This window comes from Afipia sp. GW822-FHT03D08, assembly GCF_058801645.1.
In genome coordinates, this window is sequence record NZ_JBXANK010000001.1 from 2531553 (window position 1) to 2544994 (window position 13442).

Below are 13442 nucleotides of genomic sequence, written 5' to 3' on the forward strand. Positions count from 1 at the left end.
CTGATTCCGTTATTCGAGGAACGACGTCTTATTGCAGGTATTGTCCGCCGTTGATGGTCATCGTTGACCCCGTAATGAAGCCGGAGTCGTCGGAGGCAAGGAATACCACTGCGCGTGCGATTTCCTCCGGCTCGCCGAGGCGGCTTACAGGAATCTGCGGAATGACATTCTTTTCGAGCACGTCCTTGGGCACGGCCTGGACCATCTCGGTGTTGATGTAGCCGGGGCAGATCGCGTTCACCGTGATCCCGCCGCGTGCATTCTCGAGCGCCAGCGCCTTGGTGAATCCGATATCGCCGGCCTTCGCAGCCGAATAATTGACCTGACCGAACTGGCCCTTCTGGCCGTTGATCGACGAGATGTTGATGATGCGCCCGAACTTGCGGCCGCGCATGCCCTCGATCACCTGCCTTGTCATGTTGAACAGCGAACCGAGATTGGTGTTCATCACGGCATTCCACTGATCGAGCGTCATCTTGTGGAACGGCACGTCGCGGGTGATACCGGCATTGTTGACGAGGACGTCGATCGCCCCGAGTTCGGCTTCGACTTTCTTCACGCCGTCCGCGCACGCATCGAACGCACCGACATCCCACTTGTAAACGGGAATTCCCGTCTCGGACTTGAATTTCGCTGCGGCTTCATCGTTGCCGGCATAACTCGCCGCAACCTTGTAATCCGCAGCCTTCAACGCCTTGCTGATCGCAGCGCCGATGCCGCGCGTTCCGCCTGTTACCAATGCCACGCGTGCCATATCAGGTATCCCCTCCGCAGTTCACTGAAGTGTTTTTAGAAAACAAGTATTCAGGCCAATTGCGATAACAGCAAGAAAAAATGCCCGGCAAACTGCCGGGCATTTTGATTTTGTATTGTGCAGTGCGTTCAGGGAATTTTATCGTTCAACGCACAATGCAATGCCCATGCCGCCGCCGATGCAAAGCGTCGCAAGGCCCTTCTTGGAATCGCGCTTCTGCATTTCATGCAACAGCGTCACCAGCACACGCGCGCCCGATGCACCGATCGGATGACCGATCGCAATCGCACCGCCGTTGACGTTGACCTTGGCGGGATCCCAGCCGATTTCCTTGTTCACGGCCGAGGCCTGCGCGGCGAAGGCTTCATTGGCCTCGATCAGATCGAGATCGCTGGCTTTCCAGCCTGCCTTTTTGAGCGCGGCACGGGACGCCGGGATCGGTCCGGTGCCCATGATGGACGGATCGACACCTGCCTGCGCCCACGAGACGATGCGTGCGAGCGGGGTCTTGCCTTCCTTGGCCGCCTGCTTTGCGGTCATCAGCACCAGCGCCGCGGCGCCGTCATTGATGCCCGACGCGTTACCGGCGGTCACCGAACCGTCTTTCTCAAAGGCTGGCTTCAGCTTGGCCATCGCATCCATCGACGCGCCATGACGCGGACCTTCGTCCGCTTCCACGACGATATCGCCCTTGCGGGTCTTCACGGTGAACGGGACGATTTCATCCTTGAACTTGCCGGCCTTCTGCGCGGCCTCGGCCTTGTTCTGCGAACCGACGGCAAACTCATCCTGCTGCTGCCGGGTGATCTGGAATTGCCGCGCGACGTTTTCGGCGGTGTTGCCCATATGGTAGCCGTTGAAAGCGTCCCACAGGCCGTCCTTGATCATGGTATCGACGAAATCGAGAGCACCCATTTTCACGCCTGCGCGCAAATGCTGTGCATGGGGCGACATGCTCATGGATTCCTGGCCGCCGGCGACCACGATCTCGGAATCGCCGTTCATCAGCGCCTGATAGCCCAGCGCCACCGTGCGCAGTCCCGAACCGCAGAGCATGTTGACGCCCCAGGACGGGCTTTCCACGGGAATGCCGGCCTTCATGGCGGCCTGACGGGCGGGATTCTGCCCCTGAGCGGCGGTCAGGATCTGGCCCATGATGACTTCGGAAACGCGCGCTGGCTCGATACCGGCCCGCTCAAGCGCAGCCTTGATGGCGACTGCACCCAGTTCGTGGGCTGGGATATTGGCGAACGCGCCGTTGAACGTGCCGACCGGGGTACGGGCAGCGCTGACGATGACGACATCGTCGGACATGGGCATCTCCTGCTTTTTTGAAGTCGAAAGACGTGAAGGCGCGAGGGAAAGCCGCCGCAAGGCTCAAGCTGGCTCTCGCACTATCCTGTTAACCTAGCCGTTTCGTGTCAATGAGCCAAAGCCATTCTGGCGGCTCGCCGGCCGGTTCCGCCCTTCCTCCCCATGCCCGGACATTAACCGTCCTGCACAAAACGGTAGCCGTACCTTTCTGAAAGTGCTTAGTTTATTGCGATGCATTGTTTGCACTGCCCTCGGCAACGTTTGCCGGTTCCTCTTTACGCTAGGTACGTGTGACTCCATGGCAAAATCCGACCAGCCAATTACCATTAAAAAGTACGCCAATCGGCGCCTCTACAACACCGGCACCAGCACCTATGTGACGCTCGAAGACCTCGCCGCAATGGTGAAGGAAGGCGAAGACTTCCTCGTCTACGACGCGAAGACCGGTGACGACATCACCCGCTCTGTGCTCGCCCAGATCATCTTCGAGCAGGAAAACAAGGCCGGCCAGAATCTGCTGCCAACCACATTCCTGCGCCAGTTGATCCGCTTCTACGGCGACAGCATGCAGATGGTGGTGCCGAAGTATCTCGAACAATCCATCGACACGCTGACGCGCGAGCAGGAAAAGTTCCGCAAGCAGATGACGAACACGTTCAGCAACACCCCGTTCGCGCCGCTCGAAGAACACGTCCGCCGCAACATGGAAATGTTCGAGCGCACGTTCGCGATGTTCAAGCCGTTCGGGGCGCCGGTGCGGAATCAAACTCCGTCCGCCGAATCCCCACCGACCGCGAACGAGGCCCCGGAGGCCGACATCGACGATCTCAAGCGCCAGATGAAAGAGATGCAGGATCGTCTCGAACGGATGTCGAAAGAATCAGAGAACAAGGGCTGATCGAAGCAGCCCTTGCAACTCGTACGCGGCGGCAGGTTCTGCCGCCGATGCGGTGAAGTCAGTTAGCGCCTATCGCCGCGGCCGGCTTCGCCGCCATGGCCCATGGTTTCGTCAGTGACGCCAGTCCGGTCAGCCGTCCCTGAATGTAGTCGCAGCCCCAGCCCTGCAACAGCTTGGCGGACTCTTCATCCTGCACCCATTCGGCCACCGTCTTAATGCCGAGCCGGTGGGCGAGATCGATCAGGGTCTGCACGAAAGCCCGGTCATCCGATGATCGCGCGATGTTCTGCACGAACGCGCCGTCGATCTTCACAATGTCCACGCCCAGCTTTCGCAGGTTGCGGAACGACGTGTAACCCGCGCCGAAATCATCGATTGCAATCCGGCTGCCGAAATTCTTCAGCCGTGTGACGAAACCGCGAACGTCGTCCAGATCCTGGATCGCGACGGTTTCGGTGATCTCCACGATCAGCCGCTCGGCGACGCCGGGATGCGCCCGCATCAGCGATTCGATGCTAGCCCACCAGTCCGGATCCATGGTCGTGTCGGGCGAGATATTGAAACTGAGCTGGGCGTGAGGCGCGTCGGCCAGCTCAGCGACGACCAGTTCGAGCACCCTGTGATCGACAAGCCGGATCAGGCCGAGTTTCTCGGCGACCGGGACAATGTCCGGCGACAGCGAATACTCGCCGTCCTCCTGGCGCATCCGCACCAGGCACTCGTAGAATGCTGGCTGCCGCGAGACCGTGGCCACAACCGGCTCGTAAGCCATCACAATGCGGCGCTCATTCAGCGCCGTGACGATTTCATCGGTGACCCGGATGTTGACCCGGCGCTGGGCATCGCGTTCGACGTTCGGACGCCAGACCATCAGCGAACCCCGGCGGCGCGCCTTGGCGAGATCGAGCGCCTCCTGGGTCCGGCTCATCGCCTCTTCGACGGTGCTGGCGTGCCGGAGTGCGTTGATCGCGCCAATCGACGCGGTCAATGCCACCGGACCGGAGCGCGTCGGCACGATTTCATCCCGGATTCCCGCAAGAAACCGCTCGGCCGCGACATGCATGTCATCGACAGAGCAATTCTTCAGGATCAGGCCGAACTTGTTGCCGGAAAACCGGCCGAGCACATCGCCGCCGCGCAGCCGAGCACGAATGCGCTTTGCGACTTCGACGATGACTTCGTCGGCAACCTCATAGCCAAAGGCATCGTTGATTTGCGCAAGGTGATCGATGCCGACCAGCATGAATGCGAAGGATGAGCGGAAACGGCCGGCTTCTTCGATCGCCTCGGCCAGCGCTGCTATAAGACGTGTGCGATTGAACTCGCCGGTCAGCGGATCGTCCTGCGAAAGCTTCAGAAGCTGCTCGTCCCGGGCGTGGCGCTCGTTGTTGATGCGAATGATTCCCTGCGCACGGGACGGCCTTCCATCCGCGCCGGCAAACCACCGGCCGCATTCATCGACCCAGAGCACCGGTGACGACGTGCTGGCGCGCACGCCGTATTCGATCTGGTACGGCACCCCCTCGCCGCTGTCCGTGGCAGTGGAGTTCAGCACCGCGTCGTTGCGGATGGCGCGCATCGGCTCGATCAGCTTCGAGAACTCGCTGGCCTTCGACAATGACGATTGCGGGATGTCGCGAAGCACGGCCGCGACGTTATCGCTCCAGTGCAGCGTGTCGCCGGCGATGTTCCAGGAAAAGCTCGCCTGCCCAAGGGCAGCGAGGAGATCCGCATCCGACGTTCGAAGAACGCTGTGCAAAAGGGGGGTGTCGCCGGGTGCAATTGCAGGTCCGGGATCCGGCGAGGCCTGAAACGTCGTAGCTTTCAAAGATGCCTCGTTCCGGAACGGCGGGGTGATTCGACGACCAAGAGTAAATCGTCCGACGCCCATCAGCCTAGGCCCACTTCCTGAACAATCCGACAAACCGCTTGATTATCAGTGTTCGAAAGCAGGTAACGCCCTGCCAACCACATCCGGCATGGCCCTTGCGATGTCTTATCGAGGAGGCGCTTTGCGTCCCAAAATGAGACAGGTAGCCAGGTTATGATCGTATCCAGGATCGCATCGACGACCGGACCAAGCTCGCAGGCGCGGCAAGCTGGGGCGGCAGCCAACCCTGCCTCTGCGGAGCCCGTTTCGAGCGGGGCTCTGGTGCCCGTCGAACCTCCGGCCCGGATGCCTGCGGTGCGCCCGGCACGCCCGGATGCGTCGTTCGTGACCCATCTGATTGCCATGGCCGAGCAGACGCCTCAGACACGCACCTTGCGGCGCGCGACTCCGGCGGACGTGCGCGCGGTCTATGATCGTGCCGCAGCACCGCGCGCAAATTATTACGGGAAAGCGTTGTCGCAGACCGCCTGAAACCGATCAGGGCTTCGGTGGCGTTTTAACCGCGCCATCCGGTGCGCTATCCGACACAAGGTCGCTGACATTCCAGTCCGAAACCTTGCGATTCGCAACGGGCGTTACGCCGTCGGAATTGCGGATCACGGCGAGGGTCGGCACCGGCTTCGGCGAAGGCTCGGCGTCCGCGTGCTGGGAAGGCGGAAATGCTGGTTCAGCAGGCTTCACATCCTGATGCGGACGGTCGAAAGCCGGTTCGGCCGGCGCGAGATTGGCCGATGCAGGACTGACGGGCGCAGGACTGGCTGGCACGAGCGCAGGCTCGCGTTCGACCGCGGCAGGCTCAACGGCCCGAGTCCGGCGTTGCCGGTTGCGGAAGCCGATCGAAACCCCTGCGATAAACTCCACGACCATCAGCACGGTCAGCAGAAAAAAAGTCGACGTGCCGAACGGCACTAGCAGCAGAAACTCTGCCACTGCAGCGCCTGACACGATCAGAGACAGCAGATGATCGGTCAGATAGCGCGCGCCGGGCCGCGCGGCCTTGATGACTTCGAACATCAGGAGAAGCGCTGTCAGCGCCAGCAGCGCATCGCCGAACGTCGGCGCCCACTGCACACCCGACATCAGCGTCACGCTCGCGACCGGCGCGGTGAACGCCACGCCCGGCATCAGGAACACGAAGATGTTGTAGATCGCGAACGGAATCAGAAGCAGCGGAAAACCGATCATCGTCGGCAGGCTCTCTCTGAAGAACTATCCTGTGATGCACAGGTCATCACATGCGTCTGTGGCGTTCTTATGAAGCCGCGCTCGCGTGCTTCCGCCAGCATCGCGGGCAAGCGCGCTGCGTGACAGCAGCGCGCCGCGATCCGGACGTTAGTCCTTCTTGACCTTCAGGACCTGGCGGCCCTTGTACATGCCGGTCTTGAGATCGAGATGATGCGGACGGCGAAGTTCGCCCGAATCCTTGTCCTCGACATAAGTCGGCTTCTTGAGCGCGTCCGCCGAGCGGCGCATGCCGCGGCGTGACGGCGAGGTTTTCCTGCGTGGAACGGCCATGGGATCGTCGTCCTCTAAATCAAGGCTCACCCGCCGGGCGGGGGCTCTCCAGAATTCGGATTGAGGCCGCGCTTATAGATGAAGGTTGCCGCGAAAGCTAGACCGAAGGGGCCGAGAAAATAGGTCAAAAAGGCCCAAAATCAGCGATTTCGCTCCCAGCAATCGGAGATTTCAGCCGATTGGGCCCGGACCACATAAGTCCCTGCCATCCGCCGCACGCCCGGCCCCGGATTCCGGGCACTTCTGGTGACCGGATTGGGCAGGATCGAGGCCAAAAGGGCTGCTTCGCGGGCCGACAGGGCCGCCGCAGGACGGCCAAATGCATAGTTTGCACCCGCCTCCGCACCGAACTGACCGTCCGGGCCGAGCTCGGCCACATTCAGGTAAAGCTCCAGAATGCGCTTCTTGGACAGTACGAGATCGATCCACATCGCCAGCGGGAACTCGAGCGCCTTGCGGACCACGCTTCGCCCCGGCCAGAGGAACAGGTTCTTCGCCACCTGCTGCGTAATCGTCGATCCCCCGCGCGCGACCTCGCCGTCCTGCGCGTCCTCAATGATGTTCCGGACCGAATCCCAGTCGATGCCGTGATGAAAACAGAATTTGGCGTCCTCGGCAGCGACGACGGAGCGCGGCAGCGCCTCGGACATCTCGTCGAGATCGACCCATTTGCGGGTGACGGTTTGGCCCGCGAGATATCGCCCGATCATCAATGTGGAGACAGGGTGACCGCTGCCGTAGAGCGGGGTTAGCACATAGGGCAAAAGCACCAGCCCCAGTACCACCAGCAAAACCATGCGGATCAATCTTCGCATCACACCTCGTGTCCGGGGGAGCCCTTCCAGCAACCCCGACCAACAGAAACCATGCCTTTTTGTTTTTTCCAATCCCCGGCCAAGCCAGGCTTTGCGGAATTGACGCGGGCGCTGCCATAACCGATTGTCCGCCGAAATTTGCGTTCGTTTGGAGTTTTTGATGACCACCGGCACTACACCACAGGATTTCATGAAACGGCTTGACGCCACGGCCGCCGACACGGAGGCGCTGTTGACGCGCCTTTTGTCTGACCAGCCGTTGTCCGGCGAGATCGTGCGCCCGCACCGGCTGATGGAGGCGATGCGTTATTCGAGCCTCAATGGCGGCAAGCGGCTGCGTCCGTTTCTGGTGGTGGAAAGCGCCGCCGTGTTCGGCGTGCCGCGCGATGCTGCGCTGATGGCCGGCGCCGCGCTGGAATGCATCCATTGCTATTCGCTGATCCATGACGACCTTCCGTCGATGGACAACAGCGATCTGCGGCGCGGCCGGCCGACCTCGCACAAGAAGTTCGATGACGCCACCGCGATCCTCGCGGGCGACGGGCTTCTCACGATCGCCTTCGACATCATCACACGCGATGAAGTTCACAAGGACCCGACGGTGCGCCTGTTGCTGACCCGCGCACTCGCGCGCGCTGCGGGCGTCGGCGGCATGGTGGGTGGACAGATCATGGATCTCGCCGGCGAGGGCCGTTTCGGCGATCCCGAGCCACCGGACGTCGCCAAGCTGCAGCAGATGAAGACCGGCGCGTTGCTCAAGTACGGCTGCATCGCCGGCGCGCTGCTCGGCCAGGCGCCGAAGGATCAGTACGACGCGCTCGACGCGTATGGTCACGCGCTTGGCGAAGCTTTCCAGATCGCCGACGATCTTCTGGACGTCGAAGGCGACGCTGCGGCGCTTGGCAAGCCTGCCGGGCAGGATGCGGCGGCCGGCAAAACCACGTTCGTCACACTGTTAGGGATTGATGGCGCCAAGGCGCGCGTGCGCGACCTTCTGAAGCACGCCGATGCGGCGCTCGCTCCGTTCGGTGCGAAGGGCGATGTCCTGCGCGCGACCTCGCGTTTCGTCGCCGAGCGGCAGAACTAGAAAGGCGCAGCAGCATGCCGGGCAAGAAGGACGGCGATCCGTATCTTCTCCGCCTCAAAGGCATGCCCAGGCCGCTCCGCATTATCTACGGACGTCCGCGCACGTTCATCGCACTGGCGATCGGCCTTGTATCGCTTTTTGTACTGCCAATGTCGTGGCGGCCTGCGAGCCGCCTTCTCGTGGCATGGGATATCTTCGTCGCGATCTACATGATCCTCGCCTACGTGACGGTGTTCACGTGCGACACCGCTCAAATTCGCCGGCAGGCGGCGATCCAGGACGACGGGCGATTCTTCATCCTCGCCATGACGGGCCTTGGCGCCTTTGCGAGTATTGCCGCCATCGTTATGGAGCTTGCTGTCAAACCGCAGGCAACTCCGCAGCTCGTGCTTGCGGTTGTGACCATCGCGCTGTCATGGGCGATGATCCACACCACATTTGCGCTGCATTACGCCCACGACTTCTATCGCGGCGCCAAGGCTGGCGGACTTTCGTTTCCAGGCGGAGGCGATCCTGACTACTGGGATTTCGTTTATTTCTCTTTCGTAATCGGCATGACCGCGCAGGTGTCGGATGTCGGCGTCACCGACAAGATCATCCGCCGGACTGCAACGGTCCACGGCGTCGTTTCGTTTATCTTCAACACCGCGCTGGTGGCCTTGATGGTCAATATCGCGGCCAGCGCAATATGATCGGTTCATGGTAACGACGTTCCTCACCTTCCTTCTTGTGCTTACGGCACTTGCGGCTTCCGCAACACTCGCGAAACGGCTGTCGGTCGCGCCGGCCATCGTTTTCCTGATCGTTGGAATCATCCTGGCATTTCTGCCGGGATTCCCGCGCATCGAGATGAAGCCGGAAGGCATCCTGCTCCTGGTGCTACCGCCGCTGATCTATTCGTCCGGCGTGTCGATGAGCTGGCGCGAATTCAAGGCCAACCTGCGTCCGATCGGTCTGCTCGCCATTGGCTGCGTGATCTTCACCACCGTGCTGGTCGCCGCGGCTGCCCATTATGCGCTTGGATTGCCCTGGAGCGTGGGTTTCGTTCTCGGCGCAATCGTGTCGCCGCCGGATGTCGTCGCGCCGCTCGCCATCGCCAGACGGCTGAAACTGCCGCATCGTATTCTCGTCATTCTCGAAGGCGAAGGGTTAGCGAATGACGCCACCGCGCTGATCCTCTACCGGTTCGCGGTGCTTGCCGTCAGTACGGGCACATTCTCGCTCCCGCCCGCTGCCGTAACGTTCGTTGCGATCATCATCGGGGAAATTCTATTCGGCCTTGCAGTGGGCTGGCTCAGCCTGCGCTTGCGGCAATGGGCGCACGATCCGCGGGTCGAGATTTCGTTGTCGCTGCTGACGCCGTATCTCGCCTTCTGGGTTCCTGAGCACTTTCACGGATCGGGCGTGATCGCCACCGTCGTGACCGGCCTCTATGTAAGCTGGAATGGACCGCTGCTGATTTCATCGAAAACCCGATTGCAGGGCATCTTTTTCTGGGACTTCACGATCTGGCTGATCGAGGGCGTGCTGTTCCTGATGATCGGCTTCCAGTTGCGGCTTTTGATGGAGAAATCGAAAGCGCTTCCGGTGTCCGAGATCCTGACGGCCATTGCGATTGTCTCGGCAATCGTCGTCATCGCACGCTTCCTGTGGGTTTTTCCCGGCACGTACCTGCCGCGTCTCCTGAGCAAGAGAGTTGCCGCGCTGGATGCCAAACCGCCATGGCGATACATCGTCGTTATCGGCTTCACCGGCATTCGTGGCGTTGTATCGCTTGCCGTCGCGCTAGCGTTGCCGCTGACGCTGCCGAACGGACAGGACTTCCCGCATCGTGATCTCATCCTGCTCGTCACCTTCGGCGTCATCATCTTCACGCTGATCGGCATCGGACTGACGCTGCCGTTGCTGGTCAAGCTGCTCGGTCTGTCGGAACACGGACATCTTGAAGCAGTCCGCGAGCGGGAAGCCGAAATCGCAGCACGGCGTGAAATTCTCGAATCGGCTCGCGAATCGCTCGACCGGATCATCACGGAACGCAACCTGCCTGAGGGGCTTGCCAGATTTCTCGAGGCCCGTCATGAAACCCGCATGCGCGCGCTGCCCGAACCTCCACGGGAAGAAGGTCAGTTCACACCTGCCACGCAAGGCGCGGCGTTGGTGCGCGAAATCATCACGATCGAGCGAACATGCCTTCACAGACTGTTGCGCGAGGGCAAGATCACCGACGAAACACGCCGGCGCATCGAGCGCGATCTCGATCTTGAAGAAGCCGTCGTCGACAACCGCGAAAAAAACGGCCCGCTGTAACAGCGGGCCGTTTTATACGCGCGAATGCGCGTCGAACTTATTCCGCTGCGGTTACGGCCGAAGCCTTCGCCCCTGTGCCGCCGTAACGCTGATCGATATAGTCGATCACCAGCGCCTTGAAGTCGGCGGCAATGGTTGGCCCGCGCAGCGTGCGGAATTTCTGGCCGTCGACAAACACCGGCGCGGCCGGAGTTTCGCCGGTCCCGGGCAACGAGATGCCGATATTGGCATGCTTGGATTCGCCGGGGCCGTTGACGATGCAGCCCATCACCGCGACGTTTAGTTCTTCGACGCCGGGATAGCGGGTTTTCCAGTTCGGCATTTCATCCCGAATGAACGCCTGAATATCGCGTGCCAGTTCCTGGAACACAGTCGAGGTGGTGCGGCCGCAGCCCGGGCACGCCGCGACCAGCGGCACGAAGGTGCGGAAACCCATGGTCTGGAGAATTTCCTGAGCGACCTTTACCTCGATCGTGCGGTCGCCGCCCGGCTCCGGCGTCAGCGAGACGCGGATGGTATCGCCGATGCCGTCCTGAAGCAGAATGCCGAGTGCCGCGCTCGAGGCGACGATGCCCTTCGAGCCCATGCCGGCTTCGGTGAGGCCAAGATGGATGGCGTAATCGGAACGCGCCGCGAGCTCGCGGTAAACCGCGATCAGATCCTGCACGTTCGACACCTTGGCCGACAAAATCATCCGGTTCTTGGGCAGGCCAATTTCCTCGGCACGCGCCGCCGACAGCAGCGCCGACTGCACCATCGCTTCGCGCGTCACCGCGCGGGCGTCGATCGGGTCAGGCGACTTCGCGTTCTCTTCCATCAGCTTGGTCAGCAATTCCTGATCGAGCGAACCCCAGTTCGCGCCGATGCGGATGGTCTTGCCGTGTTTGAGCGCCATTTCGACAATGTCGGTGAACTGCGTGTCACGCTTGTTCTTGAAGCCGACGTTGCCGGGATTGATGCGATACTTCGACAGCGCCGCGGCGCAGGCGGGGTGATCGGCCAGCAGCTTGTGGCCGATGTAGTGAAAGTCGCCGATCAGCGGCACGTCGATCCCGAGCTTGTCGAGTTTCTCGCGGATGTGCGGAACGGCGGCAGCCGCTTCGTCGCGGTCCACCGTGATGCGAACCATCTCCGAGCCGGCGCGCGCAAGCGCTGCAACCTGCTTGACGGTACCCTCGATGTCCGCGGTGTCGGTGTTGGTCATCGACTGCACCACGATCGGTGCGCCGCCTCCGACCTTGACGTTACCGACTGTCACCTGAACCGTCCGATGGCGCCCCTTGGGGCCAGCCTGGATTTCCTTGGTCCGCTCTTTCAGATCGCTCACGTCAAAATCTCTTTGGGCTCAGGTGTCATTTTCGGTGACCGGAAGCAGGGGGTTCCCCGCCGGCTCGCCGGGGCGGTTTACCAGATATAGGCCTGCCATGACCAGAAGGGCAGCCCCCGCAAAAGCCAATGTCAGGGTGTCGTGCATCACGAAATAGCCCCCAACGACCCCAAACAGGGGCGTCATGAAGGTAAATGACGACAGTTTGCTGGCCGAGTAGGTTTTGACCAGGGCAACCCAGATCAGGAATGTGATCCCAACAATCCAGACCGTCTGGTAGATCATCAGTCCCCAGGCCAGCGGTCCCGGCATATGGGTGATACTCTCGCCGGAAACAGCCGCCCCGAGCGCCAGAATCGGAACCGACACAGCAACCTGATAGGCCAGCGTCTTTTCGGCAGGGGCATGCAACAGCGGGGTCGCCTTCACGATCAGCGTGGTCACGGCCCACAGGATGCCGCCTGCCATCACAAGGACATCTCCCATGATGACCCTGGCGTCCACCGACGGTTGCGGCACACCGATCGCCAGCGCCACGCCGACGAACGACAGCGCGAGCCCGCCCCATTGCAAGCGGCTCAACTGCTCGCCGAGGAAGCGCTTCGAGCCGAGCGCGACAACGAACGGCGCAATGTAGAGAAACACGACCGCACGCGATGCCGTGGTGTAGACCAGCCCGCGGTAGATCAGGATGAACTCGACGCCGAAGAAAATTCCGGCGATCAACCCTGCGCGCAGCGTGCCATCGCGTTTGAACAGCGAGACGCCGCGAAACCATGCCACGATGAGAATGATCATCAGGCCGCCCGCGGAACGAATTGCGGCCTGGGTCAGCGGGGGAATATCAGGCAGCGCCAATTTGACCGTGATCTGATTGAAGCCCCAGCTCAGGCACAACATCACCATCAGGGCGATAGCCGTCGTGTTCAACGGACGCCCCGCTGGCACGACCTTCAAACTGTCTGATGGCATGGCACCCCGTGTCCGGCTTTCCGCCGTGTTGTTCTGATTTAGGCAGCTCGTTGACAATGTGCGCAGGTGCCGGTGATTTCCACCACCGATAATTTCGGTGCGAAGCCCGTGCCGCGCGCGGCTTCGTTGAAACTTTGTGCGAGCGGCGCGGCCGGGATCTCGCCGACCGATCCGCAGGTCTCGCAGATCAGGAACGCCACCACCGCCGTCTCGTCGTGATTATGCGCGCAGGCAAGAAACGCGTTGCGGCTTTCGATGCGATGGACCAGACCGTTGTCCATCAGGAAATCCAGCGCACGATAGACCGTGATCGGCGCCGGTCGCGGCATGGTCTTGGCGAGCTCGTCGATCACTTCGTAGGCACCGAGCGGCCGGTGGCTCGAGAGCAACACGCCCAAAACCTGCCGCCGGATCGGCGTGAACTTCTGCCCGCGCCCGGTGCAAACCTTCTCGGCATGCGAGAACGCATCCTCGGCGCAACGGCCGTGGTCATGGTTTGGGTCAGGGAAAACGGGCTTCGCTTGTTTCATTCGCCCAATATGTAGTGCGGTTAGGGTGATTC

14 protein-coding genes are annotated in these 13442 nt (G+C 61.4%); 5 read left to right on the plus strand and 9 right to left on the minus strand.

Going from position 1 to position 13442, the window contains the following annotated elements:
* Nucleotides 1-28: 28 nt before the first annotated feature.
* On the minus strand, nucleotides 29-754 hold the full coding sequence (phbB, locus tag AC1RM7_RS12525) for an acetoacetyl-CoA reductase (protein ID WP_024921406.1): 726 nt from the start codon (nucleotides 752-754) through the stop codon (nucleotides 29-31).
* 138 nt (nucleotides 755-892) lie between these two features.
* On the minus strand, nucleotides 893-2068 hold the full coding sequence (locus tag AC1RM7_RS12530) for an acetyl-CoA C-acetyltransferase (RefSeq protein ID WP_006022460.1): 1176 nt from the start codon (nucleotides 2066-2068) through the stop codon (nucleotides 893-895).
* Between the two features lie 298 nt (nucleotides 2069-2366).
* Here AC1RM7_RS12530 and phaR point away from each other — a divergent pair, with 298 nt between their 5' ends.
* The gene (gene phaR, locus AC1RM7_RS12535; RefSeq protein WP_006022461.1) at nucleotides 2367-2966 is read left to right on the plus strand and encodes a polyhydroxyalkanoate synthesis repressor PhaR; all 600 of its coding nucleotides are present in this window, start codon (nucleotides 2367-2369) and stop codon (nucleotides 2964-2966) included.
* Nucleotides 2967-3024: 58 nt separating this feature from the next.
* On the opposite strand, the gene AC1RM7_RS12540 is transcribed toward phaR, so the two are convergent.
* Nucleotides 3025-4725, minus strand: a complete 1701-nt coding sequence (locus AC1RM7_RS12540; protein ID WP_024921405.1) for a bifunctional diguanylate cyclase/phosphodiesterase — start codon at nucleotides 4723-4725, stop codon at nucleotides 3025-3027.
* Nucleotides 4726-5118: 393 nt separating this feature from the next.
* Between AC1RM7_RS12540 and AC1RM7_RS12545 the strand changes: the two genes are divergently transcribed.
* Nucleotides 5119-5328, plus strand: a complete 210-nt coding sequence (locus AC1RM7_RS12545; RefSeq protein ID WP_024921404.1) for a hypothetical protein — start codon at nucleotides 5119-5121, stop codon at nucleotides 5326-5328.
* A 6-nt stretch (nucleotides 5329-5334) separates the two neighbouring features.
* On the opposite strand, the gene AC1RM7_RS12550 is transcribed toward AC1RM7_RS12545, so the two are convergent.
* The 3 genes from AC1RM7_RS12550 to mtgA all read right to left on the minus strand — a co-directional run bounded on the left by AC1RM7_RS12550 (nucleotide 5335) and on the right by mtgA (nucleotide 7187).
* Complete coding sequence (locus tag AC1RM7_RS12550) at nucleotides 5335-6042, minus strand: hypothetical protein (RefSeq protein ID WP_024921403.1); 708 nt, start codon at nucleotides 6040-6042, stop codon at nucleotides 5335-5337.
* A 147-nt stretch (nucleotides 6043-6189) separates the two neighbouring features.
* Nucleotides 6190-6372, minus strand: coding sequence for a 50S ribosomal protein L32 (gene rpmF, locus AC1RM7_RS12555; RefSeq protein WP_002713690.1), 183 nt, complete (start codon nucleotides 6370-6372; stop codon nucleotides 6190-6192).
* A 140-nt stretch (nucleotides 6373-6512) separates the two neighbouring features.
* Entirely contained in the window at nucleotides 6513-7187 is a 675-nt protein-coding gene (gene mtgA, locus AC1RM7_RS12560) for a monofunctional biosynthetic peptidoglycan transglycosylase (RefSeq protein ID WP_024921402.1), read from the minus strand.
* Between the two features lie 160 nt (nucleotides 7188-7347).
* On the opposite strand from mtgA, the gene AC1RM7_RS12565 reads away from it, so the two are divergent.
* From AC1RM7_RS12565 to AC1RM7_RS12575, 3 genes are read left to right on the plus strand one after another with little or no spacing between them, the layout of a single operon-like run.
* Nucleotides 7348-8274, plus strand: a complete 927-nt coding sequence (locus tag AC1RM7_RS12565; protein ID WP_024921401.1) for a polyprenyl synthetase family protein — start codon at nucleotides 7348-7350, stop codon at nucleotides 8272-8274.
* 14 nt (nucleotides 8275-8288) lie between these two features.
* Complete coding sequence (locus tag AC1RM7_RS12570; protein ID WP_024921400.1) at nucleotides 8289-8966, plus strand: DUF1345 domain-containing protein; 678 nt, start codon at nucleotides 8289-8291, stop codon at nucleotides 8964-8966.
* 7 nt (nucleotides 8967-8973) lie between these two features.
* The gene (locus AC1RM7_RS12575) at nucleotides 8974-10581 is read left to right on the plus strand and encodes a Na+/H+ antiporter (protein ID WP_024921399.1); all 1608 of its coding nucleotides are present in this window, start codon (nucleotides 8974-8976) and stop codon (nucleotides 10579-10581) included.
* 37 nt (nucleotides 10582-10618) lie between these two features.
* Here AC1RM7_RS12575 and ispG read toward each other — a convergent pair whose 3' ends face one another.
* From ispG to AC1RM7_RS12590, 3 genes are read right to left on the minus strand one after another with little or no spacing between them, the layout of a single operon-like run.
* Nucleotides 10619-11908 (minus strand): flavodoxin-dependent (E)-4-hydroxy-3-methylbut-2-enyl-diphosphate synthase, encoded by a 1290-nt coding sequence (ispG, locus tag AC1RM7_RS12580; RefSeq protein ID WP_024921398.1) that lies wholly within the window; start codon nucleotides 11906-11908, stop codon nucleotides 10619-10621.
* A gap of 18 nt (nucleotides 11909-11926) precedes the next feature.
* Complete coding sequence (locus AC1RM7_RS12585; protein WP_024921397.1) at nucleotides 11927-12880, minus strand: DMT family transporter; 954 nt, start codon at nucleotides 12878-12880, stop codon at nucleotides 11927-11929.
* A 38-nt stretch (nucleotides 12881-12918) separates the two neighbouring features.
* Nucleotides 12919-13410 (minus strand): Fur family transcriptional regulator, encoded by a 492-nt coding sequence (locus AC1RM7_RS12590; RefSeq protein WP_024921396.1) that lies wholly within the window; start codon nucleotides 13408-13410, stop codon nucleotides 12919-12921.
* Nucleotides 13411-13442 lie beyond the last annotated feature (32 nt).

What these genes read in the sequence shown, in the direction of transcription:
- phbB (WP_024921406.1), bottom strand. Translation starts at nt 754, where the DNA reads ATGGCACGCGTGGCATTGGTAACAGGCGGAACGCGCGGCATCGGCGCT.
- AC1RM7_RS12530 (WP_006022460.1), bottom strand. Translation starts at nt 2,068, where the DNA reads ATGTCCGACGATGTCGTCATCGTCAGCGCTGCCCGTACCCCGGTCGGC.
- phaR (WP_006022461.1), top strand. Translation starts at nt 2,367, where the DNA reads ATGGCAAAATCCGACCAGCCAATTACCATTAAAAAGTACGCCAATCGG.
- AC1RM7_RS12550 (WP_024921403.1), bottom strand. Translation starts at nt 6,042, where the DNA reads ATGATCGGTTTTCCGCTGCTTCTGATTCCGTTCGCGATCTACAACATC.
- rpmF (WP_002713690.1), bottom strand. Translation starts at nt 6,372, where the DNA reads ATGGCCGTTCCACGCAGGAAAACCTCGCCGTCACGCCGCGGCATGCGC.
- mtgA (WP_024921402.1), bottom strand. Translation starts at nt 7,187, where the DNA reads ATGCGAAGATTGATCCGCATGGTTTTGCTGGTGGTACTGGGGCTGGTG.
- AC1RM7_RS12565 (WP_024921401.1), top strand. Translation starts at nt 7,348, where the DNA reads ATGACCACCGGCACTACACCACAGGATTTCATGAAACGGCTTGACGCC.
- AC1RM7_RS12570 (WP_024921400.1), top strand. Translation starts at nt 8,289, where the DNA reads ATGCCGGGCAAGAAGGACGGCGATCCGTATCTTCTCCGCCTCAAAGGC.
- AC1RM7_RS12575 (WP_024921399.1), top strand. Translation starts at nt 8,974, where the DNA reads ATGGTAACGACGTTCCTCACCTTCCTTCTTGTGCTTACGGCACTTGCG.
- AC1RM7_RS12585 (WP_024921397.1), bottom strand. Translation starts at nt 12,880, where the DNA reads ATGCCATCAGACAGTTTGAAGGTCGTGCCAGCGGGGCGTCCGTTGAAC.
- AC1RM7_RS12590 (WP_024921396.1), bottom strand. Translation starts at nt 13,410, where the DNA reads ATGAAACAAGCGAAGCCCGTTTTCCCTGACCCAAACCATGACCACGGC.